The organism is Flaviaestuariibacter flavus (assembly GCF_004337505.1).
In the GTDB taxonomy this organism is placed as follows: Bacteria; Bacteroidota; Bacteroidia; order Chitinophagales; family Chitinophagaceae; genus Flavisolibacter; species Flavisolibacter flavus.
In genome coordinates, this window is sequence record NZ_SJZI01000002.1 from 36,157 (window position 1) to 59,284 (window position 23,128).

19 protein-coding genes are annotated in these 23,128 nt (G+C 57.6%); 11 read left to right on the plus strand and 8 right to left on the minus strand.

Translation table 11 applies throughout. From position 1 onward, the window contains the following. Positions 1-68: 68 nt before the first annotated feature. The 3 genes from pyrR (at position 69) to coaD (ending at position 2,167) form a co-directional block, all read left to right on the plus strand. Positions 69-596, plus strand: a complete 528-nt coding sequence (gene pyrR / locus EPD60_RS00840; RefSeq protein WP_131445842.1) for a bifunctional pyr operon transcriptional regulator/uracil phosphoribosyltransferase PyrR — start codon at positions 69-71, stop codon at positions 594-596. Between the two features lie 58 nt (positions 597-654). Further along, positions 655-1,581 (plus strand): aspartate carbamoyltransferase catalytic subunit, encoded by a 927-nt coding sequence (locus EPD60_RS00845; protein WP_131445845.1) that lies wholly within the window; start codon positions 655-657, stop codon positions 1,579-1,581. 112 nt (positions 1,582-1,693) lie between these two features. Then, the gene (gene coaD, locus EPD60_RS00850) at positions 1,694-2,167 is read left to right on the plus strand and encodes a pantetheine-phosphate adenylyltransferase (RefSeq protein WP_131445848.1); all 474 of its coding nucleotides are present in this window, start codon (positions 1,694-1,696) and stop codon (positions 2,165-2,167) included. On the opposite strand, the gene EPD60_RS00855 is transcribed toward coaD, so the two are convergent. Beyond that, positions 2,141-2,794 (minus strand): NUDIX hydrolase, encoded by a 654-nt coding sequence (locus EPD60_RS00855; RefSeq protein ID WP_131445851.1) that lies wholly within the window; start codon positions 2,792-2,794, stop codon positions 2,141-2,143. The two genes, coaD and EPD60_RS00855, sit on opposite strands and share 27 nt — an antisense overlap. A gap of 47 nt (positions 2,795-2,841) precedes the next feature. Here EPD60_RS00855 and pyrE point away from each other — a divergent pair, with 47 nt between their 5' ends. Beyond that, positions 2,842-3,477, plus strand: a complete 636-nt coding sequence (pyrE, locus tag EPD60_RS00860) for an orotate phosphoribosyltransferase (protein WP_131445854.1) — start codon at positions 2,842-2,844, stop codon at positions 3,475-3,477. 26 nt (positions 3,478-3,503) lie between these two features. Then, positions 3,504-3,848 carry a cation transporter gene (locus tag EPD60_RS00865; protein ID WP_131445857.1) on the plus strand — a complete coding sequence of 115 codons (345 nt, stop codon included), beginning with the start codon at positions 3,504-3,506 and terminating at the stop codon, positions 3,846-3,848. A 20-nt stretch (positions 3,849-3,868) separates the two neighbouring features. Here the strand turns inward: EPD60_RS00865 and EPD60_RS00870 are convergent, their stop codons facing one another. Next, entirely contained in the window at positions 3,869-4,240 is a 372-nt protein-coding gene (locus EPD60_RS00870; protein ID WP_165871358.1) for an LEA type 2 family protein, read from the minus strand. Between the two features lie 851 nt (positions 4,241-5,091). On the opposite strand from EPD60_RS00870, the gene EPD60_RS00875 reads away from it, so the two are divergent. Beyond that, positions 5,092-10,233 (plus strand): PKD domain-containing protein, encoded by a 5,142-nt coding sequence (locus EPD60_RS00875; protein ID WP_131445863.1) that lies wholly within the window; start codon positions 5,092-5,094, stop codon positions 10,231-10,233. Between the two features lie 5 nt (positions 10,234-10,238). After that, positions 10,239-11,261, plus strand: coding sequence for a PorP/SprF family type IX secretion system membrane protein (locus EPD60_RS00880; protein ID WP_131445866.1), 1,023 nt, complete (start codon positions 10,239-10,241; stop codon positions 11,259-11,261). A gap of 171 nt (positions 11,262-11,432) precedes the next feature. Here EPD60_RS00880 and EPD60_RS00885 read toward each other — a convergent pair whose 3' ends face one another. The 3 genes from EPD60_RS00885 to EPD60_RS00895 are packed head-to-tail and all read right to left on the minus strand — an operon-like array spanning position 11,433 to position 14,503. After that, entirely contained in the window at positions 11,433-13,109 is a 1,677-nt protein-coding gene (locus EPD60_RS00885) for a M56 family metallopeptidase (RefSeq protein ID WP_131445869.1), read from the minus strand. 3 nt (positions 13,110-13,112) lie between these two features. Further along, entirely contained in the window at positions 13,113-13,499 is a 387-nt protein-coding gene (locus EPD60_RS00890) for a BlaI/MecI/CopY family transcriptional regulator (protein WP_131445872.1), read from the minus strand. A 32-nt stretch (positions 13,500-13,531) separates the two neighbouring features. Then, the gene (locus EPD60_RS00895) at positions 13,532-14,503 is read right to left on the minus strand and encodes a sterol desaturase family protein (RefSeq protein WP_131445875.1); all 972 of its coding nucleotides are present in this window, start codon (positions 14,501-14,503) and stop codon (positions 13,532-13,534) included. Between the two features lie 150 nt (positions 14,504-14,653). On the opposite strand from EPD60_RS00895, the gene EPD60_RS00900 reads away from it, so the two are divergent. Continuing rightward, a complete protein-coding gene (locus EPD60_RS00900; RefSeq protein ID WP_131445878.1) occupies positions 14,654-15,184 on the plus strand; it encodes a DUF4142 domain-containing protein in 531 nt (176 codons plus the stop codon). A gap of 193 nt (positions 15,185-15,377) precedes the next feature. On the opposite strand, the gene EPD60_RS00905 is transcribed toward EPD60_RS00900, so the two are convergent. From EPD60_RS00905 to EPD60_RS00915, 3 genes are all read right to left on the minus strand, one after another. Continuing rightward, on the minus strand, positions 15,378-17,627 hold the full coding sequence (locus EPD60_RS00905) for a sodium-translocating pyrophosphatase (protein WP_131445881.1): 2,250 nt from the start codon (positions 17,625-17,627) through the stop codon (positions 15,378-15,380). Positions 17,628-17,825: 198 nt separating this feature from the next. Then, positions 17,826-18,218 carry a VOC family protein gene (locus tag EPD60_RS00910; protein ID WP_131445884.1) on the minus strand — a complete coding sequence of 131 codons (393 nt, stop codon included), beginning with the start codon at positions 18,216-18,218 and terminating at the stop codon, positions 17,826-17,828. Between the two features lie 58 nt (positions 18,219-18,276). After that, the gene (locus EPD60_RS00915) at positions 18,277-19,047 is read right to left on the minus strand and encodes a hypothetical protein (RefSeq protein ID WP_131445887.1); all 771 of its coding nucleotides are present in this window, start codon (positions 19,045-19,047) and stop codon (positions 18,277-18,279) included. A gap of 199 nt (positions 19,048-19,246) precedes the next feature. Here EPD60_RS00915 and EPD60_RS00920 point away from each other — a divergent pair, with 199 nt between their 5' ends. Genes EPD60_RS00920 through EPD60_RS00930 form a run of 3 tightly spaced genes read left to right on the plus strand, consistent with a single transcriptional unit; the run spans position 19,247 to position 23,115 of the window. Then, the gene (locus EPD60_RS00920) at positions 19,247-20,191 is read left to right on the plus strand and encodes a hypothetical protein (protein WP_131445890.1); all 945 of its coding nucleotides are present in this window, start codon (positions 19,247-19,249) and stop codon (positions 20,189-20,191) included. Positions 20,192-20,200: 9 nt separating this feature from the next. Next, positions 20,201-22,618 (plus strand): hypothetical protein, encoded by a 2,418-nt coding sequence (locus EPD60_RS00925; RefSeq protein WP_131445892.1) that lies wholly within the window; start codon positions 20,201-20,203, stop codon positions 22,616-22,618. After that, a complete protein-coding gene (locus tag EPD60_RS00930) occupies positions 22,618-23,115 on the plus strand; it encodes a Gmad2 immunoglobulin-like domain-containing protein (protein WP_131445895.1) in 498 nt (165 codons plus the stop codon). The genes EPD60_RS00925 and EPD60_RS00930 overlap by 1 nt, the downstream gene beginning before the upstream one ends. The last annotated feature ends 13 nt before the right edge of the window (positions 23,116-23,128 follow it).

Sequence of the window (23,128 nt, forward strand, 5' to 3'; positions counted from 1 at the left end):
CGGTAGGTCCTATGCCCGCCGGGCGCCCTGAAGAAAGCGGATGTCTTAAATTAGCGCAAAGTTTTGCGTTGAAACCCATTCTCCGATCCGAACAAATGGCGCTGACCGTGAGCCGTCTTGCCCACCAGCTGCTTGAAGATCCGGCCCTGCTGGAGCAAACGGCGCTTATCGGCATCCAGCCGAGGGGCGTGTTCCTGAGCGACCGACTCGTGCAGGAACTGCAGCGTAACGGGGCCCCCGCCTTCGACTATGGCCGGCTCGACATCACATTCTACCGCGATGATATCCGCAAGGAGCTGCACGTGCCGGCACAAACGCAGATCGATTTTTCCATAGAGGGCAAGCGGGTGGTGCTGGTGGATGATGTACTGTATACGGGGCGTACTATCCGCGCGGCGCTCGATGCGCTGATGGATTTTGGCCGCCCGGCGCGCGTGGAGCTGCTCGTGCTCATCGATCGTCGTTACACCCGTGAATTACCGGTTCAGCCCAACTACGCGGGCCGCGCCATCGATTCTATCGTGTCGCAGAAAGTAAAGGTGCTCTGGAAAGAGCGCGATGGCCGTGATGAAGTGATCCTCCTGGACCAGGAATAGAAGACGGGCAGTAATAAATCAGATATCAGACTTCCCACATCATTAAATTTGCCTTTTAATGGCACTTTCCACCCGACACCTTCTGGGCATCAAAGAGCTGCTCCCTTCGGATATCGCAACCATTCTCGAAACAGCGGCCCAATTCAAAGAGGTGCTGCAGCGACCCATTAAAAAAGTTCCCTCGCTCCGCGACGTTACGATCGTCAACCTGTTTTACGAAAACTCTACCCGCACCCGCATTTCCTTTGAGCTTGCGGAAAAGCGGCTGTCGGCCGACACCATCAACTTCAGCGCTTCGGGTTCTTCGGTGTCAAAAGGAGAGACCCTGCTCGACACTGTAAACAATATCCTGTCGATGAAGGTCGATATGGTGGTGATGCGGCACAGCGCCAGCGGTGCGCCGCATTTTTTGGCGAAGCACATTCCCGCGGCCATTATCAATGCCGGTGACGGGATCAACGAGCACCCGACCCAGGCCTTGCTGGATGCTTTTTCGATCCGGGAGAAGCTCGGCACGCTTGAAGGCGTTCGCGTTGCCATTATCGGCGACATCCTGCACAGCCGCGTGGCCCAAAGCAACATTCACCTGTTGCAGAAAATGGGAGCGGAGGTGATCGTGTGCGGCCCACCCACGCTCATCCCGCGCTACCTTACGGAGGCTTTCGGGGTGCGGGTTGAATACAGCGTAGAAAAGGCCCTGGCCTGGTGCGATGTGGCCAATGTGCTGCGGATCCAGCTGGAGCGACAAAATCAGGTGCTTTTTTCCTCCCTGCGCGAATACAACCTCGCCTATGGCATCACGCGCCGCCGGCTCGACGCACTGGCAAAGCCGATTACGATCATGCACCCCGGCCCGATCAACCGGGGCGTGGAGCTCGACTCCGACGTGGCCGACGGCCCGCATTCACTCGTGCTGCAGCAGGTAGAAAACGGCGTTGCCGTCCGGATGGCCGTTCTTTACCTCCTCGCCAATCGAAACGGATGACGGCCGGCGCGGTGGTTTGCGCTTTACTGGTAGGTTCCTGTGAAGCGATAAAGGCAACGACACTTAAAATAAATCAGACATCAGCGATCAGACATCGTAAAATTCTCTTCCCATGCGTATCGGCTTTTTCCCGGGCACTTTCGACCCGGTGACCCTCGGGCATATCGACATCGTCAACCGCGCCCTGCCGCTGTTCGACAAGCTGTATATCGGTATCGGCGTCAACGCCAATAAACAACCGATGTTCCCGGCGGAACAGCGCCGCGAATGGTTCCGGGGGATCTTCTCCGGCGTTCCGAAGGTGGAAGCCGTCGTTTACGAAGGGCTTACGGTGGACTGCTGCAAGCTGGTGGGGGCTAACTATATCGTCCGGGGCATCCGCTACGTATCGGATTTTGAATACGAAAAAGCGATCGCCGATATGAACCGCACGATCGACGGCGGCATCGAAACGATCTTCCTGACCTGCCTGCCGCAATACACTTCGGTAGCGTCTACCCTGGTGCGCGATGTGCTGCGCTACGGGGGCGATATTTCGCGTTTCGTACCCGAAGTGGTGCTACGGAGCATCCACGCCGCGACCTGAGTTATATGCGTCGAAAACGCGTCGTATCGACCGGAACATTTCATCCCGGTAGGCCGCAAGTCCGCCTGGATCAAGCCATATGCAATCGGTAATGTCTTCCTCCGTCTGCGGCTTTAAGGGGCCATCGTAGGCCGTACGCATCAAAAACCAATGATTCTCTTTCAGCACCTCCTTTCCTTTGTGCATATAGGTGTGATAGGTTACAACCAGCGGGCCGACGAGCGACAGCGGGTTTACACCGGTTTCTTCTTCCACCTCGCGCAAGGCTGCGTCGGCGGGTGATTCACCTTCGTCCAGTTTCCCTTTAGGAAGGTCCCAGTGCTCGAGGCGCCGGATCAGGAGCAGCTGGCCCGATTGATTTTCAACCAGGCCGCCGCCGGTTTGCAACCGCACCGGGAACAGTGTGTCGAAAAGGTAGTCCCAATCGGTTTTCCACCCAAGCTGCACGCGGAAGTTTCCGGTCGCCCGTGCCCCGAAAGAATCAAGGGCCGCACGCAGCTCACCGGTGTTGTTTACCTGCACGATCTCCGGATCGCCGGCCGGTGTTTCGCCGGTTTTCTGAGGGTTGCCTGGCTCCTGGAAGGGCAGCAGAAAGACCGAATGCCCGGTGTAATCGATAATGCGCATGTACAAATGTAGGGTCGGGAAAATTGCATTCCGCCTACCTTCGCGGCATGACCGACGCACACGTGACCGCCGAAAAACTGCTCCAGTCCGGGGCCGTGAAACTGAGTCCCTCGGCACCCTTTACCTGGGCCAGCGGCTGGAAGAGCCCGATTTACTGCGACAACCGCCGCGTGCTGTCGCAGCCGTTTATCCGCGATTATATCAAGAGCGAGCTCTGCAACCTGGTATTCGAGCGTTTCCCGGACGCGGAGGCGATTGCCGGTGTTGCAACGGCGGGCATCGCCTGGGGCGCCCTGGTGGCCGACCAGCTGAAGCTTCCCTTCCTCTATGTGCGTCCGAAGCCGAAAGAGCACGGGATGGGCAACCAGATCGAAGGCAGTTATACGGAAGGACAGCAGGTAGTAGTGCTCGAGGACCTCGTGTCGACGGGCAAGAGCTCGCTGCAGGTGGTGGAAGTATTGCGTGCGGCGGGGCTCGTGGTAAACGGTATGGCCGCCATTTTTCAATATGGCTTTTCCGAGGGTACCCGCAGGTTTGACGAAGCCGGCGTGCCGCTTTGCACCCTTACCGACTACGAGCACCTGATCGCCCTCGCGGTGCAGAAGGGGCAGGTTGCGGCAGAGGAGCAGTCGGTTTTGTTAAAATGGCGCGAAGACCCGGCAAGCTGGACCGGTGTGGCTTAAATTGTTATCAAATTCAAACCCCGATAATGAAGAAACTTCTTTTCCTGCTGCTTGTGCTTGCCGGCCTGAATGCATCGGCGCAAACAAAGGCGCTGCAGACCGTGACGATCAAGCTGCCCACGGTGCAATGCGAAATGGCCAAGGGGCAGATTGAAACCTACCTCAAGCGCTATGACGGCGTCAACAGTGTCGTAGTAAATGTGAAGAAAAAGGAAGTTGTCGTGAAATACCTGGTCGACCGCGTTTCCGATGAGGATATCAAGGCGGCAATCGCTAATGTCGGTTATGATGCCAACGAGGTGACAGCCGAGCCTGATGCGGTGAAGCGCCTCCCGGCCTGCTGCCGGAAAACGGCGACCGCCCAGAACTAAGTTTTGATCCCATAAAGAAATCAACGTCCCGCTCCGGCGGGATTTTTTATTAGGTCCATGCTGATCGTTTGCCGGCCCACATAACGGATGGGCTTTGTGACAAATACCCCTACTTTCCCCACCTTCACCGTACCCTCAGCCCGAAGCGTTACCGTCTTGCCCAGCAGTTTGGGTAAATCGAATTGCAGGGCTTTAGCCACCGGAATCCGTCCTTCGAGGGGGATGGAAAACTCGGCGGTTTTATTGACCGTCACTTCTGCCGGCTGGGTGAATTTGCCCAAAAAGATCGTATCCACATAAACATCAATACCTGCCTCTTTGACAGATACGCCAAAGTTGTTGGGGTTGTAATAGGTGGCGGCAAAGCCGACTACTGATTCTTCGAAACCCAATTTACGGACCCCGAATTCGTCGACCCTGCGGAATTCGGGGTCTTTGATTTTGGTGCAGCTACCAAGGGCGCAGGCGAGGAGCAGGCAAAGGGGTATGGCGATTCGCATGGATACCTTCCGGCAAATACAATGCTAAGCAGGCGGCAGAGCCCGGTTATCCACAGCTAATTTCGTTAGCAAGTTCCTAGATGGTCCTTCCATACAACATGCTATTTTATTTAGTATTTATAATACTACCTAATCAATATAAAATGATTACATAATGGTTATTTACTCAAATAAAATATAAGTAAAACTGCGCCGATCTTTGATTTGTCAGCCTGGTCGGGAATAATATTTAAACAAAATTTGACGACAGTTAGATATCTACTTCATTTACAGTTACTTATATGAAATATCTATAAAAAATAATAGAATAACTTGAATTCGACGACTTTATGCGCGGATGAGATATCCACAATCCTTGATTTTGCAGGTTTTTTGGTCGACGCGGGGTGTCCGGCCTCGAACAGATCGATTGCCGTAATTTGCCGCTGAATGCCCTTTACCGGGATCGGCGCTCGACCAGCCCGCCGACCTGATCCGGAGTTGGCCAGAGATCCGGACCCCTCCGCATGGGAAACAGGAAGGGAAAAGGGTTGATGTCAAAGTGGCATAAAGACAGTAAAACAACCTGCCCGTTAAACCCCGAGGCGGCCGCTCCTTCTAAGCGATCATATTCCTGGATACGGCCGGGATTACCGATCATCCCAAACCCTTCTGAATTAGCCCCTTAGGCAGATCCAGCGGATGAGCACACGGTGTCTTTGTCGTAACTTGGGCTTTTATTTCCCACACTACTGTCCGGATAAATGAAACCACTAATTGCGCGACTGCTGCTGCTCCTGCTATTATGCACCGGAGGCCTGAAGGCTATGGCCCAGGACTTTTCAAACAAGGGAAAGGAGTTCTGGCTGGCCTATTCTTACCATGTGGGTATGCAGTCGGGCACCGGTCTGCCGCAAATGACCCTGTACCTTACTTCGGACGTTACCACTACCTATAATGTAGCCATTTTCGGCGGCGCGAACCTGGCCTCCGGCACGCTGACCGCCGGAAGTGTGGTACAGGTAACTGTGCCTACCACGTATATGGTTAACGACGAAGGCCTGTTTTTGAACCGGGCAATCCGTGTTACCGCCGACAAGCCGATCGTGGTGTACTCCTATATTACCCGGAGCGCGGCCTCGGCTGCCACCCTTTGCCTGCCGGTTCCGGTACTGGGAAAGGAGTATATGACCACGAGCTTTACGCAGGTTTCGAATGAGCCGGGGTCCAACTCTTATATCACGATTGTGGCGGTCGACAGCAACACAACCGTGGAGATCAAGCCGACCGCGGCCACCAAGAGCGGCTGGGCTGCCGGGAGTACCCAGATCATCACCCTACAGAAGGGACAGGTGTACCAGGTGCTTGGCTTTGAAAACAATGCCCCGTCCGGGGGAACTTATTCCGGTGTCGATCTCAGCGGCACCACGGTGCGCTCTATTTCAAGCGGCACAGGCGGCTGTAAGCGCATCGCCGTGTTTTCCGGCTCCGGCAAGATCCGGATTCCGCAGAGCGGTTGCAGCAACAACTCGTCCGACAACCTGTACCAGCAACTTTATCCGATTTCCACCTGGGGTAAGAAATACCTGACGGTTCCCAGCAAGAACAACCCGTTCAATTACTACCGGATCTACCGGAGCGTCGGTTCCGCCAATATCACCCTGAACGGCACCCCGATCCCTGCCGGGTCTTTTGTAAACAATTACTACACGCTACCTGTCGGCAACGTGCCTAACCGGATCGAATCCGACCAGCCCATCAGCGTCGTCCAGTATTTCACCACCCAGGGGTGCAACGGCAACCCATCCGGCAAGCCGTATGATCCCGATATGATCGTGCTGAACCCGGTGGAGCAAAACATCAACAAGGTAACCCTGGTGAGCTCGAACCTCGCGGCCGCTTCCACGGCGCAGTACCCGCACCAGCACCATATCCACGTTATTATTCCCAACACCGGTACGGCGATTTCTTCGTTCCGCTTCGACGGCAACCCCGTTCCGGCCTCCATCTGGACAGTCCACCCCGCCGACCCTTCGTACTCCTACGCCTATATGGCGGATATCAGCGGGGGCGGAAATACGATCACCCAGGGCTACCACACGCTGGCCAGCGACTCCGGCTTTCTTGCCCTGGCCTATGGCTATGCCAACGCGGAAAGCTACGGCTACTCGGCCGGCGCCAATGTGAAAGACCTGTACCAGTATGCCGGTATCCGCAACCAGTACGCCACCGTCAACTTCCCGGCAACCTGCCGCAATACGCCGTTTAAGTTTTCCATGACCTTCCCGTACCAGCCCACCCAGATCCAGTGGCAGTTTAACGGGCTTTTTTCCGATGTGACCGTGAACACGCCGGTGGCCGATTCGGTATTCCTGGTCAACGGGAAAACGCTCTACCGTTACACGCTGGCCGGCACCTACGTGACGCCGAACATCGGTACCTTCCCGATCCGGATCCTGGCGCAGAACCCCACCACCGACGGCTGCGCCGGCGAGCAGGAGATCAACTACGACCTCCAGGTGATCGAGCGGCCGAAGACCGAGTACACCATGACCACCAGCGGCTGCGTGACCGACCCGGTGCAGTTCGCCGATGGAAGCAACAGCCAGGGGCGTACGATCGTGAATTATTTCTGGAGCTTCGGAGCCGGAGGCTATAACCCGGTTACCCAGGCCAATACCAGCTTTACCTTTCCCACAGCGGGCAGCTATACCATCAATCATTTTGTGGTGACGGATATCGGCTGTGTGTCGGACACCCTGCCGAAAACGCTGACCCTGGCGCAGCCCCCGGCCGCCGGCTTCGATGTGGTTGGACCCTATTGCGAAGACAGCCCCCTGACCTTCACCGACCAGTCGTCGGGTAACGGCAGCTCCATTACCCAATGGAGCTGGGACTTCGGTGACGGCAGCACCCCGGTCACACTCGGGTCGGGTGTGGCGCAGCAGCACCTTTTTGCCAACCCCGGCACCTACGTGGTATCGCTGGTGGTAAAATCCTCGGGTTGTACGAGCACGGCATTCACCAAAACCATTACAGTCAACCCGCGCCCCGCGGCGGGATTCACCTTTGGAAATGCCTGCCTTCCTACGGGCGCGCTGGCGTTTACCAACAGCTCTACGGTTACCGCGGGCGGACCGCTTACCTACGCCTGGAGCTTTGGACCGGCGGGAGCGGTGAGTGCCAGCGCAAACCCGATATATAATTATGCGACTGTTGGGCCGCACCAGGTGGAGCTCATTGCGAAGTCGGCGGCGGGCTGTTCGGATACCTCCCGGCAGACTGTCAATACCGTTTATGCAGCCCCGACATCGGCGTTCGGACGCAGTGTTTCGCCGATCGACAGCCTCTACTGCCCTAATTCTGCTATGGGGTTGACGAGTATGGCGCTCTCACCGGGAAGCTCCACCAGCGAATGGCATTGGAGCTTTGGCGATGGCAACACCTCCACGGCAATGAACCCAGTGATCGCCTACCCGACACCCGGCACCTATATCATCAAACATTGGGTGATCTCGGCCATCGGCTGCGTTTCCGATACTACCCGCGATACGGTCACCATCGTTCCGCCGCCGGTTTCGTCTTTTACCGTAAATGCCCTGCGCTGTGAACGTGATACACTGCGGGCGCTTTCCGTATCGACTCCCGGTGCGGGCGCGTTAACGCAGTACAAGTGGGAGGTAAACGGCTCGCCGGCCGGCACCACATCGGCGCTCGCCTACCTGCCGGCAACTGCCGGCAACTACACGATCCGTCTCCAGGTTGGTTCGAATATCAATTGTGAAGACGATACAACGATCGTGATAGCGGTACACCCCAAGCCGGTCCCCGACTTTACCCTGCCGAATGTGTGTCTCCCCGCCGGAACCGCAACGTTTACGAACACCTCCGGTATTGCCGGCGGCACTACCGCCGACATGAGCTACCAATGGAGCTTCGGTAATGGAAATACCGCCACCACCGTCAACGGGAATACAACCTATTCTACGACCGGGCCATTCAACGTAAAGCTGACCGCCACTTCGAACAACGGTTGTGTGCAGGACACGGTGAAAGTGCTCAGCACGGTATATGCCGAGCCCAAAGCGCTGTTTTCGATCAATGCGGGCGAGGTCTGCATCGGCGCCGCCTTTACGTTTACCGATGCGAGCACGGCGCCTGCTTCGACGGTAACGGGCTGGAACTGGAGCTTTGGTGATGGCACTTTTTCTACCAGCCAGAACCCGGTAAAAACCTATTTGAGTCCCGGCACCTACACCGTGCGGCTGCAGGTGACCTCGGCCATCGGCTGCGTGTCGGCATTCCGCGATACCACAGTTACGGTTAATCGCCTGCCCTCGCCTGCCTTTGGTACCAGCGCGGTGCTCTGCGCCACCCGCGCCATTACGTTTACCGATGCTTCTACTGCCAATTCGGGTATCCTGCAAAGCTGGAGCTGGGATTTCGGAGACGGAAGCACGGTGCAGACCGGGCAGGGGCCGCAGCAACATGCTTATCCCGATGCGGGTAATTATGGCGTATCGCTGACCGTTGTCACCGATAAAGGTTGCACGGCCACGCGCACCGATACGGTGCGTGTGCACCAGCGTCCGCGGGCCGGCTTCGTGATCCCTCAGAACTGTCTCGCCGATCCCTACTCGCAGTTTACCGACACGAGTTCCGTGACCGGTCCGGATGCGATATCGGGGTGGTTGTGGAATTTTGGTGATGCGCTTGCCAACCCTGCTTCCAGCAACTTCTCCGTGCTGCAAAACCCGCGGCACCGGTATACGGCCGTAGGGCCCTACCGGGCCAGCCTCGAGGTGGTGACCAACTTCGGCTGCCGCGACACCATTCGCCAGGACCTGTTCGTTTCCAACACCTCGCCGGTGCCGGTACTTGCCGTGCTGCAGGGTGCCGTGTGCAGCAACGACTCGGTGCGGATCAAGGATTCTTCCTGGGTGGATATCGGCAATATCGTCCGCCTCGATATCTGGTGGGATGCCGCCGACCCCTCGAGTGTACAGACCGTGCTGAACCCGGTGCTCAATACGGTTTATGCGCACCGTTATCCTGAATTCTTCAGCCCGGCGAACCGAGACCTCAATATCAAGCTGGTAGCCTATTCCGGTACCACCTGCGCCATCGATGTCACCCGACCGCTGCGCCTGCTCGCAACGCCGGAAGTGCGCTTTGCCCCGCTCACTGATGTATGCGCCAATGTGCCGTCTTTCAGCTTCAACCAGGGATCTTCGGCCAACAGCGCCGTCGTGCCGGGGCAGCCGCTTTATAGCGGTGCCGGCGTTAACGCTGCCGGGCTCTTCAATCCCCGGACGGCCGGAATCGGTATCCACGACATCACCTATACCTTCCGCGGCAACAATGGCTGCGTCAACGACAGTGTGCATACGATCGAAGTATTTGACATCCCCACCGTGGATGCCGGCCCCGACAAATTCGTGCTGGAGGGAGGCGTTGATTCGCTACTCGGCTCGGGCGTCGGTTCCAACGTCCGCTACCTCTGGAGCCCGGCCCGCTTCCTGAATACGGATACGGTGGCGCATCCTGCGGTGCGGCCGGCCGATGACCAGCTGTATACACTCACCGTTACGTCGGAAGAAGGGTGTTTTGCTACCGACCAGGTATTTGTGAAGCTGCTGCGCCTGCCGGTCATCCCGAACGTATTTACACCGAACGGCGACGGCGTTAATGACCGCTGGGTCATCAATCACCTCGAGTCCTACCCGGGCGCCACGGTGGAAGTTTATAACCGTTATGGCCAGCTCGTATTCCGCTCGGTTAACTATACCACGGCCTGGGATGGCACGCTGAATGGCCAGCTGCTTCCCACCGGAACCTATTATTATATCATCAACCCGAAGAACGGCCGCAAGCAGATGACCGGCTTCGTAGATCTTATCCGCTGACAACCATGAACAAGCATCTCTGCACCGCACTGGGTCTTGTTGCTTCGCTGGCTGCCGCCGGCCAGCAGCGGCCGCACTATACGCAGTACCTGCTCAACCAGTATATCATCAACCCGGCGCTGACGGGGATCGAGAATTACACCGATGTAAAGCTCAGTATCCGCGACCAGTGGGTAGGACTGAACGGCGCGCCGCGCACTTCCTACCTCACGATCCACAAACCGATCGGCAAGCAGGATTACAAGCCATCGCCGACCGGGTTTGCCGTACCGGGCGAAAACCCGCGGGGCGAGGGCTACTGGGATGGCTATACCGCCTCGGCGCCACATGCAGGTATCGGCCTTGTGTTGCTCAATGACCGCACCGGCAACCTGAACTGCTTCAGCGCCGATGTTTCGTATGCTTACCACCTCGGGCTCAGTCCGAAGCTGAATCTATCGGCCGGCTTTTCGGGCGGCATTTCCAAAATGAGCTACGACCGCTCAAAGGCAACGCCCGCGGTTGCAGGTGATGTTGCCCTCGGCGATGTCAATGTGTACCTGAGCAAGTTTCGTCCCGACCTGAACCTGGGCGTTTATCTCTATTCTTCCGATTTCTTCGCCGGGATATCGGCGCAACAGGTAATCCCGCAGAAGTACGTGGTGGCCGACGATGCCACCTTCAACAAAGGGAAGCTGGTGCCCCACCTTTTCGGTACCGCGGGATATCGCTTCCTGCTAAGTGAAGACATCAATGCCACGCCCTCGGTGATGGTGAAGTATGTGGCCGGCGCACCGCTGCCGATGCAATATGACCTGAACCTGAAACTGCAGTACCAGGACCTGCTCTGGCTGGGCGGCGGCTACCGGGTGCGGGAAGGCTATTCCGGCATGCTGGGGCTCAATGTGGGAAATACGTTCAACGTGAGCTATTCGTACGATTATTCCACCACGCCAATCAATACCGCCAGCCGCGGCACCCACGAGATCATGATCGGTTTCCTGATCGGAAACCACTATGGCGATACCTGCCCGAGGAACATCTGGTAAAGATGTTTGATGTCTGATGTCTGATTTAGGTTCCGGTTCGGGATTGGACGAGCCAATCGAGAGACATAGTGATAAAAGAAAGAGACCGCCGGAGCGGTCTCTTTCTTTGTAATTTCTGATCAGTTATCGAAGGAATAGTCTTGCTAATAAACCAACGAACCTATTAACCGGTTACAGCTTGATCACACCGTCTTTGCGGCCACGGCCTTTCAGCTCGCTGATTTCGGCGATCTTCTGTGAAAGCACGCGACGGGCTTTCTTCAACTCGGAGATCGAGGCATCGGGGAGGGGAGTGGCGGAGATGCGGCCTTTCTGGGCGGCAACCGTCAGCTTATCCAGTTCCACGAGTGTCTGCTGGTAAACGGTCTGGATAGAGTCCATCCTGGCAGAGGCGATATCGCAGGCCATCTGTTTATTAGCCTTGTCGAGGTCAATCTTTTCATAGCCGGCTTTCAGGTTCTGTTCCACACGCTGCCAGTTGATCCTTTCCACCTGGCTCATATAGTCGTGGCGAGCCGCCACGCGTTCCTCATCCGTCAGTCCGTCGGGGAAATTCTTTTCCACCGTATTCCATTGTGCCTCGAGGGTCTTGCGGGTGTTTTCAACCGTAGCCTTAACCTTCTCCACGTCTTCGGGACTCAGGTTGGAATAGGTTTCATCAAAGGCTACCTGGCGAAAATCGCTTACCGGCTCTTCAGGTGCGGGTGCCGGTGTCGGGATAATATCTTTCGGGTTGGCGGTAGATTCCATGGCGGCAGCGGCGGCTGTTACCGGGGCTACCACCGCCACCGAAGTTGCAACCGGGGATGAGTCGGCCTGCGCCGACGTTGCCGGGAAATTGTAAGGAAGAAAGGCGGACCCGTAAATTTCGCTGCCGGCATTGCTCACGGGCGCTTTCACGCGGATCACCATTGAGTTAAGGGTAAGCACCAGGATCATTGCGGCAAAGGCGCCCATCAGGTGTTGGGCGTTGATGCGCGGCTTTTTGCGGATGCCTACGATTTTTTCGATGCGACTCAGGAGTGCATTGCGGCCGGTTGCACCCATGGCGAGCTCGGCGGAAACGTGGTTGCTTTTCTCCAATTCGAGCAGCGCCGAAGCATAGCCTACCTTGTCGTATTCAAACTGGAGTACCAGCTCGTCGCAGCAATTCTCGCGTTCGTTTTCGACCGCACGGATAAAAAGGCGGACAAATGGATTGAAGTAAAGCACCACGTTGATAGCGGTGATCAGGAGGTTGACGAGATAGTCGTAGCGACGGATATGGGACAGCTCGTGGAGCAGCACCGCCTCCAGCTGGGCCGGAGTGAGGTTAGCCATCGCGGCTACCGGGAGCAGGATGACCGGCTTGAGGTAGCCGATGGTGAGCGGTGAGGTGACGAGGCTGGAAAGGTACACGCGTACCCGCTTGCGGATGCCTACGTGGCCGGCGATCTTGTCTACAAACAGGCGGTACTTCACCGGGGCCTTGCTGAGGCCGCGGGTGCGAATGGCCTGGACGTAGCGCCAGTTGCGCAGCACGTTGAACACCGGCACCACCAGCAGCAGGATGTAGGTAACCGAAGCCCCGGTGAGGATCATCGGGAGCACCGATTTACCCTGCACGATGGGCTCGGCCAGGAAGCCGGGAGCGGAGATGCCGTTTTTTAAATAGGTGTAGAAGGTCCAGGCAAACCAGGCTGCCCCGAGGGCAAGGCTATAAACCGCCTGGAGGTAACGCTGGTTGCTGCTGGGACGGGCAAAATAGCCGGTCAGCTGGAACAAACACCACAGCAGCCCGAGTTGCCAGAAGCTGTTGAGGGTGGCCCAGCCAAGGGCCTGCAGAAAGATCGACTGGCTCAGGGCCATGGCTTACTTGTTTTTGAGGTTGTTCAGCAATTTTTGAATCTGCTCTAACTCCTCGGGGCTCGCATTATTCTGCTCACCCAATGCCTGCAACACTAATTGCGTCGAAGATCCGCCAAATAGCGAATCGATCATCTTGGTCAGTAAATGTTTTTGCGTCTTTTCCTTGTTAACGCTGGGCTGGTAAACGTGGGTGCGCATGGATTCGTCGCGCTTCACCAGCCCTTTTTCATGCATGATCTGCATCAGCTTGAGGGTGGTGGTATAGCCCACTTCCTTGGTTTTCGCCAGCTCTTCGTGCACCTCGCGAACCGTGGCCAACCCTTTACTCCAGAGGATTTGAAGGATTTCCAGCTCGCTTTCCGTAGGTTTAATCGCTTTTGAAGCTGCCATGGTAATTCAGGTTTTCAAAACGAATATACGACCTATTTCGTACGAACAACTCCGTCCTTACCGTTTTTCGATCCTTTAACATTATTTAACAACTGCCCGCCGAGGTTCTTAGACCCCGCTCCCGGCAGAAGTGCCCCCGCGCGGGCGCGTGTCCGCATCTGGGCGGACGTGAGGCTGCTGCCATCGGGGCTCCAGCCGGGCGGACCAAAGAGATAACCGGCGCGCTGCCGCCAGCCCCGCGCCCGCCGCACCTTCCCCAGCAGTTCGCCCCAGGTGCGCAGTGCCACCACAAAGGGGTTGAAGGAGCCGATATTGCGGGTAAGCCCGTAAGTGGGCCGCTCCTCTTCGGCCTGGAAGGTGCCGAAAAGACGGTCCCAGACAATGAGGATGCCGCCATGATTGCGGTCGAGGTATTTGAGGTCGCTCCCATGGTGCACCCGGTGGTGCGAGGGCGTGTTGAAGACGAATTCCACCGGCCGGGGGAGGCGCCGCACCAGTTCGGTGTGGATCCAGAACTGGTAAATCAGCGACACCTGCTGCATCAGCAGGATCCATACCGGGTGAAAGCCGACGAGTGGCATCCAGGCCCAGAAAAGGAAGGTGCCGGTGGCGTTGCCTGTCCAGGTCTGGCGCAGGGCGGCCGCCAGGTTGTACCGCTCCGAAGAATGATGCACCACGTGGGAAGCCCAGAACCAGTTGACACTGTGGGCGGTGCGGTGAAACCAGTAATAGGAGCAATCGTCGGCAAGGAAGAGCGCCAGCCAGAACCAGGCGGCGTGGTCGGGTAAGGTAAAAAGCCGGTACCGGTAAAGGAGACTGAAAAGTCCGAAGATGAGTGCTTTGGTGACAAAGCCGGTCAACACGTTGCCGGTCCCCAGGGCCAGGCTGGTGACCGTATCGCGCTTTTCGTAGAGGTTGCGGTGCTCCCGGGCGGCCAGCCAGGCCTCCAGGGCAAGCAGCAGCAGGAATACCGGGATCGCATAAATAAGGAGCGCGGGGGCCATTCTTAAAGGTACGCATTCCCTTTCTTCACAAACGGCCGCTCCTCCCGGAAAACGGGCGGTTGATAACTTAACTCATTATGCATGAGCGTGATGTGCATGGAATTTGCAGGAAGAACGGCAAACATCGATTACTAATAAAAACAAAAGCTAATGAAGAAGATGAAGCTCTTATTCGCCGCCGCATCGCTTGCCCTCGTGTTCAGCGCCTGTGATAAGGACAATGACAATACCAACGATGTGGGAGTAGAGTCCAGCAACCCTAACGACGTCAATTTTGCCCTGCAGGCATCCAATTCCAATACGATGGAGATCATTCTGGGGCGGCTGGCTGCAAGCATGGCCACAAATACCGGCGTCCGGACCTTCGGGCAGATGATGGTAACAGAGCATACGCCTGCCCAGGCGCAGTTGCAAACCGCAGCCAACAATGCACACCTGGCGGTCAGCCTGGATTCCTCAGCGGCCATTTCCGCGCGCACTTCGCTGATGCAGCTCAGCGGCCGTGCATTTGACTCTGCGTATATCACGATGCAGGTACAGGGACACACCCAAACCCTTCAACTGCTGCAAACCGAGGTGGCCGGCGGCGCATCGCCCTCGCTGAAAGGCTATGCATCGGCGCAGATCCCGGTGGTGACCGAGCACCTGCGGATTGCCGACAGCCTGCGCCGCAACCTGTAACTTATTGAATATCGATCAAGGAAGGCCGAAACTTGAAGTGAAGTACGAATGAAACAGGCCCCGCTGTCAGTGGGGCCTGTTTCTATATTGGCTATTTGTTGTCCGCTATTCCGGTGGAAACTTTGCAAGGCCCTGCCAAAAAAAGCCCCCACCGGATGGTAGGGGCGTCTCACATTAAGCAGTATCAAAGCGTTTATCGATAGGTGACTGTGTTCTCCGGGATGGCAACGGCCGCGGTTGTCTTAGTAGACACTTCGCTTGCGGGTTTCGCTGCACGGTCATCATTTTTATCTTTAAACATAGTAGCGAGTGTGGGGGCGATCACCAAGGAAACGATCGACATCAGCTTGATGAGGATGTTCATCGAGGGGCCCGAAGTGTCCTTGAAGGGGTCGCCTACGGTGTCGCCGGTTACAGAAGCCTTGTGGGGATCCGAACCTTTGAAATATTTCTGTCCGTTGATGTCCACGCCTTTTTCAAAGCTCTTCTTGGCATTATCCCAAGCGCCGCCGGCGTTGTTCTGGAACATACCCATCAGCACCCCGCTAACGGTTGCACCGGCCAGGAAGCCGCCGAGGGCCTCGGGGCCGAGCAGGAAGCCGATCACCAGGGGCGAGATGATGGCAATCGCACCGGGGAGCATCATTTTGCGGATCGAAGCCTCGGTGGAAATGGCCACGCACTTGTCGTACTCAGGCTTGCCTTTTCCTTCCATGATGCCTTTGATTTCGCGGAACTGGCGGCGAACTTCCTCCACCATGGCCATGGCGGCCTCACCCACGGCACGGATGGCCAGGGAAGAGAAGATGAAGGGGATCATGCCACCGATGAACAGCGAAGCAAGTACATCGGCTTTATAGATATTGATGCCGTCCATGTTGAGGCCGTTGGCGTTGATCACACCTACGTAAGCCGCAAACAGGGCGAGGGCCGTGAGGGCAGCCGAAGCGATGGCAAAGCCTTTACCGGTAGCCGCCGTGGTGTTGCCCACCGCGTCGAGGGTATCGGTTTTTTCGCGCACTTCCTTGGGCAGCTCGCTCATTTCAGCGATACCGCCGGCGTTGTCGGCGATGGGGCCGAAGGCGTCGATGGCCAGCTGCATGGCGGTGGTGGCCATCATACCGGCAGCGGCGATGGCAACACCATAGAGACCGGCGAACTTATAAGAGCCGTAGATACCGCCGGCGAGCACGAGGATGGGGAGGAAGGTCGATTCCATGCCCACTGCCAGGCCACCGATTACGTTGGTAGCGTGGCCGGTGCCGCTCTGGCGCACGATGCTCAGCACCGGGCGCTTACCCATGGCCGTATAGTATTCGGTGATGATGCTCATGAGCGTACCCACCACGAGGCCTACGATGATGGCATAGAATACATCCATGCGGTCAAAGGCGAAGCCGCGCAGGGTCATCTGGCCCTGGGGCAGGATGTTGGTGCACAGGAGGTACGAAGCAATGGCTGTGAGGATGATCGAGCCCCAGTTGCCCATGTTGAGCGCACGCTGCACAACAGCGGTGGAGATCGGCGAGTCTTCCGAAATACGTACGAAGAAGGTGCCGATGATCGAGAAGATGATACCTACGCCGGCAATCAGCATCGGCAGCAGGATGGGCGAGAAGCCGTTGAAGCCGTCGCTCAGGTTGGTGCCGCCGGGGGCGGTTACTTCGTGGCCCAGCACGATGGTGGCCAGTACGGTAGCTACATAAGAGCCGAAAAGGTCGGCGCCCATGCCGGCAACGTCGCCTACGTTGTCGCCTACGTTGTCGGCGATGGTGGCAGGGTTGCGCGGGTCATCTTCAGGGATGCCGGCTTCTACCTTGCCTACAAGGTCGGCGCCTACGTCGGCCGCCTTAGTATAGATACCGCCACCCACGCGGGCGAAGAGCGCGATGCTCTCAGCGCCGAGCGAGAAGCCGGTGAGTACTTCGATGGCGCGGGTCACCGTATGATCGGTGGCCATGGCATCGGGAGCGAATACATGGAGGAGCACGATGAAAACACTACCGAGACCAAGCACGGCGAGGCCCGCAACACCCATACCCATCACGGCACCGCCGGTGAAGGATACGTTCAGTGCCTTGGCCAGCGAGGTGCGGGCGGCGTGGGCAGTACGCACGTTGGCCTTGGTGGCGGCGCGCATACCGATGTAGCCGGCGAGGGCGCTGAAGAAGGCCCCGATAAGGAAGGCAATGGCGATCGACCAGTGCGATTCCGCACTGCGGGTACCCATGTAACCAAGGAGCACAGCTACGATGATGCCGAAATAGGCAAGCAGTTTCCACTCGGCGCGCAGAAAGGCCATGGCGCCTTCGGCGATGTAGTTGCCGATCTCACGCATGCGGTCGGTTCCGTCATCCTGCTTTGATACCCAGGAAAATTTCCAGAACGTGTAAAGCAATCCGATCAAGCCCATCACGGGCACCAGGTACATGTACGAATTCATGTGTGCTGTTTGTTTTTGGTTTTATGGCACGCCTTCCGGCGTTAACAAAATGTGAATGCCGGTTTTTACCGGACGGCAAAGATAGGGGAGCAGGAGAATATCGGATATTGAATAACGAATATCGAAAACCGAAGGCGTTTCGCAGCTTAGACAGGCTCCCGTGGCGTATCGGTGGAACTGGCTTTGCGTATCACCGCATTATCCCATTGGCGTGCATAGCTCCAGAAGAAAGCCGTTCGGGTCCTGCACGTAAGCCACCACCTGTCCCCAGGGTTTTGTCTTCGGCGGTGCCAGTAGGGTGGCGCCCGCAGCGAGCGCACGCTCCACTGCCGCGGGAACATCGTCCGTAGTAAACCCGATCTCGAAACCGAATGGCTTTACGCCCCGGCTGCTTTCCTGGTAGCCTTCTGGCAGGTTGGACGCCGCGAGGCGGTGCTCCGCAAAGGAAAGGGTGGTGCTGCCCGTCGCAAGCTCGCCATAGCTCCCATCGGGTGCGACGAACTTTCGCTGCAGGCCCAGCGCGTTTTCATAAAAGGCAATTGCCGCGGCTACATCGGGCACATATAAAATAGTGTAGGCAAAAAAGTTCATAGGGATTGAGTTGTTGTCTGAAAAAATTGCAGGAAGGGCCACGTCCGGGCCTTTTGTATTAATCCGCCACCGGGAATCGTCCTTCCTCGAGATCTGCATAGATGCTCAGGAGGATATTCCGGTCGTCTACAACCCACTCACCGGTAGCTGCGCCCCGGTAGCTGTTGGTGGCGAGGTAATGTTCGTACATCCGGTAGGCCTTCAGCGCGTCCTGTTTATTATAATAGGTCTCCGTCCACTTTCTCGGGACGATATGCAGCGGGTGAATGCCGATGCCGCCGTCATAGATCTTTACCGGGCCCTGCGAAAATTCAAAAGACACCACATCCTGTTTGCGTGATTTTGCTGCCTGGAGCAGGTAGATCAGGTGGCGGAAATACCCGCCGAGGCGGGCCTGCAGCTGGCGACTGTTTTCGCTGCTGTCCGGGCGAATCCGCCAGCCGTTGTTAGAAGGATGATAGGGATCTTCTTGGTAACTGCTCAACGGCGTGGTTGTCTGCAGGTAGCTCCGGACAATGTTTCGATCAGTCAACATAATGCGTGCTTTCTTATCCGCCACTGTCTCAACCGAAACAACGCGTTCGCTGCCATCATTGTATTGGAGCAGCAGCTGCTGCTTCCGTTCGTTAAAACGCCAGTGCCCATGCGCATACGCTTTGGCGCCACCCAGCTCGCTGAACGTACTGTCGGGGAAAAAAGACAGTACCTGCCCGTCGGCGATCATCCGCTTCATTTTCGCCAGGTTGGCGAGTTCGTTGGCCTGCCCGTCTTTGTCATGTCCTTTCGACTCCACATCGTACAGTGCCCAGGAACCGGACAGGTTCTCCACGGTGACATCGTGCCTGTTTCCGGAGCACGAAAAAAGCAACAAAAACAGGGAAGCAAAAACTAAGGAGCGTAACAAGACAATTGGTTTTTGTGTAGCAACGAAAATAGGGAAGCCGGCACGCAATGTCCGGGTTTCTTTTCCTCGTCGAAAAGCGCTTAATTCGTGAAGCCGACTGCAACCACGCAACCAAAACACGACTATGCCCAATCGAAAACGGAAGCACCTGCGCCGGCTTCGCCGGCAGCGGAAACCGCGGCTATCCAGCGCCGTTATCGCACGTCTTGCCCTGGAGCAGCACGGCGCCGCGCTGCGCGCCCGCTTTTCCCAGATCGCCGCCATCAGCGATGCCGCCGTGCCCGGCACCGGCGCGGCGCAGCACGTGCTGGCTATTTACCTGCATCATTCCGACTGTGCCCGGATACCCTATGCGCTCCCGGTGCGCCTGCCCGGCGGTGGTCTCACCGCCATTGCCACGGAACTCGTGCCCGGGGTAGGGGCAGGCACGGTGCACATCTGCCAGCAGGACGAGATCTGCTGCAGCACCGACAACCCGGGCTCTGTGGGCTGCGTGGTGCGCGATGCCTACGGGGAGCATAAGGTGGCCACCGCCGGTCACGTTTTTTCTTCGGGCAGCCTGCGCAGCTACAACGGCGAGCTCGCCCCGACGGAGACCCACCCGGCGCTGGTAAACGGGCAAGCGATCGGCAACTGGTTTTTCCAGTTGATCGACTGGAAGACCGACCTGGCGCTGGGGGATATCGACAATTATATTCCCGGCGAGACCCTGCTGACCTTTCCCGGTCATTACACGGTGAGCGATGCCGATGTGGGCCGCACGCGCGTCCGCGTGGTGTCGGGCCGCTGGTCGCCGCCGGTACGCGATGCATGGATTCTCGACCACAACACCGCCTGGGAAGTGGCTTACCGTGACGGCACCGCTACGCGTAATAATATTATCGTCATCGGCAGCGCGCCGAACCGCGCAGATGCCACTACGGTTTCGCGCGGCGGCGACTCGGGCGGCTGCGTGTACGAGCCGGTAAGCGGCCGACTTGTCGGGCTGATCCTGGGTGGCAATAACCGCTTTACCTGGGTGCTCCCGATCGGGGAAGTGCTGCAACGATTCAATTATGAACTCGCCTAATCAATCCAAATGAAGATCCAACGACTGCTTCTTTCCATGTTGCTGCTTTCCGTGTGCGCTGCGGCGCAGGAAAAGGCACTGGTGACCTGGCAAAACGGGGCGCCGCGTATCGTAAATAAAATTTACCGCCTTCCCTTCGCGCTTCATTTCTCGCGCGACTTTGCCGGTAAGCGCCTCGCGTTGGTGAATGCGGGCAACAACGACACCGTCGTGGCCGCCCGGTTTGGCTCCGCCGACCTGGGGACCTTCGAAGGAACGGGTGAATACCGGGTGCCGGTAGTGGCACCAGGCACCGCGCAGCTGCTTGGCAACAGCCAGCCCTTTTCCGATACGGGCTTTCGCATTTTCATTGACGGGAAGGCGCTTCCGGTGACCGTTCGCTTTACCCGGTCTGCGGCAGTGCCCGGCGATGAAGTGGCGGCGCGCGCCTATCGCTTCAGCTACCAGCCCGGGTCAGTAGTACTCGATGCGCTCAAGCTGCGGGAGCTGCAACTTGCTGGCGGATCCCGCGACTCGGTACAGGCTTTTGTTCAATATATTCTTCGCGCATACGATCTCGAAGGATCCAATAGCCAGGAGAATGTTTATATCAGCCGGGTGCTTGGCCCGCTGCTGGTGGAAAAGGGCGCCGCGCAAAGCGGTGGCGGACTCATAAATAACGTGCTGTCCTCCGTGGGCAATGTAGATGTTACCGGCTTCGCTGACGGCCTTGCCCGCTTTATTGTAAAGCGGACGAAACAGGAGCTGAGCATGGCCTTTTTCCAGCGTTTCCGGGAGCGGCTCGATTCGCTGCCGGACCTCAAAGGCGTTTTCCCCGAAACGCACCAGCTGCTGATGGCCATCGACCAGCAGGTATACGATTACAATAGTTACATCAACAACCTGCGCGCCGGCTTCCGTTCCGACCTGCTGCGGATCGACGAGCGCCTGCCCGCAGTGGTGACGAATCACCCGGCCTATTTCGGGGCTAACGTTACCAACTTTTCGCTGGGGCTTGCCCTGCGCTCCGGGTGTTATGTCTCATCGTCGCTGCGCAAGGACATGCACCCGGGCGATGTGCTCGAATCTTTCCCGATGGAGTATTTCGCAGCGGGCGACAGCAGCATCTCGGGACGTCTTGCCGGTTTGCGCGGCGGGCTGCAGGCCTTGCAGCTGCTTAGCTATTCCTGCCGGGAGACGGATACCGCACGACACCGCTACTGGGTGGGGATGGATGACTTTCGTGGATTGACCCGCGACAAGCAGTCGCTGCAGCTTTTCCTGGGGCTGCTGATCGAAGTGGCCAAAGGGCGCTACGGTTCGGTGGCTTTCGGCGGCGGCACCAACCTGTACGGACTGCTGAACGATCCGCTGCTCTATGAAAAAATCGACCGTGACCTGACTACGCTGCAGGCTTTCCGCAACTTCCTCCTTCGTTTCGGCGGACGGGTAAGCGATCTTAACGGGATGGCGGGCGCTTTAAATGCGGCTATCGGCGATTCGGCACATGCGGAGGTCTATGTAAAATATTTCAATGCCTGCACCGACCTGCTGGAAACGGGATTCACCGCGCTTGAACTCCCGGGGCTCCGCGGGCTGCCCGATGCCGGCGAAGTGCACGGGCTTGCCGCCTCCTGGCTCGGTGTGGCGCGCCAGGCCTCCGACCTGTCGTCGGCGATTGTACGAAAACGCTATGCCGAAGCCGTGAATGCGTTGGTGGGACTATACGGGAATGTGCTGCGGCTTTCATCGCCGCCGGTTGTTGACACGGTAGCAGCGCGCACGACACCGATGCTTATGGCCAACGCGGCCGAGCCGGGAACGCGGTCCACGCTGAACGCATTTGTACGGTATGGCTCCGTGATGGTGGGCCTCGTGGAGGCGCGGAACAGCGAGGAGGTAGCGGCCGTCATCGAAGCAGCCGTGCTGCCGCCGGGCAGTGCGCGCGTAAAGCGGACCATGCCCGTCAGCATTTCGCTCAATGCTTACTGCGGACTTTTTTCGGGCAACGAGGTGATCCTCGGGCTCGACGACAACCGGCCTTTTTCACGCTGGAATGCCTTCGGAGTAGCCGCTCCCGTGGGTGTTGCCTACAGCGAGGCGGATGCCGTATTGCCCTGGCCGCTCAGTCGCGTCAAAGCGCTGCGCTGGAAGGGCGCTTCAGCCTCCTGGTTTGTTTCCGTGCTCGACCTGGGTGCTGTCGCGGCCTTCCGCTTCGGCGACAACACTACCGAGCAGGTACCGACGATCCGGCTTCGCGATATTTTTTCGCCGGGCATATTCTGGTCGGTCGGTTTGCCACGCAGCCCGCTGTCGGTGAACCTGGGCATTCAAACGGGACCGAACCTGCGCACCGTTAAAGCGGCAGGGAATGATTTGGCAAATGGCCGCTATGTGCGGTACAGTGCCGCGCTCTGCGTTGACCTGCCCTTGCTAAACTTGAAGTAATGAAACACCACGTATTAGTCCTGCTCTTTTTGTTTGCCGCCTGCGGTCATGATGCGAATAAGGAAAAGCCCGACGTGTCCGCCGCGCCGGTGGGCGTCGATGCACCCTTCGAAAACAAAGGCAGGTCTGACAGCGTCAAAACAGTTGCAGGGGCCGCACACACCGGCATCCCGGACACGTTGACGGTGGAGCAAAGGAACGGCACCGTGCTGCATTCCGGGCAGATCATACGCGGAAAGGCGCGCGGCCTATTTTACTTCGAGGCGCAATTCCTGCTGCGGCTTTTCGACAGCAGCGGCCGGCAGCTGGCCATGGCACCGGCAACGGCCGAAGGCGACTGGATGACCACCAGCTGGGTGCCATTCAGTGGCCGGCTTCAATGGAAAAATTACAATGGGCCGGGCAGGCTGGTATATGAGAAAGCAAATGCCTCCGGCGACCCTGAGCGCGACCGGAGCTATTCGGTGCCGGTGCTGCTTGTAGAAAAAGAAAAATAACCGGAAGCATCCC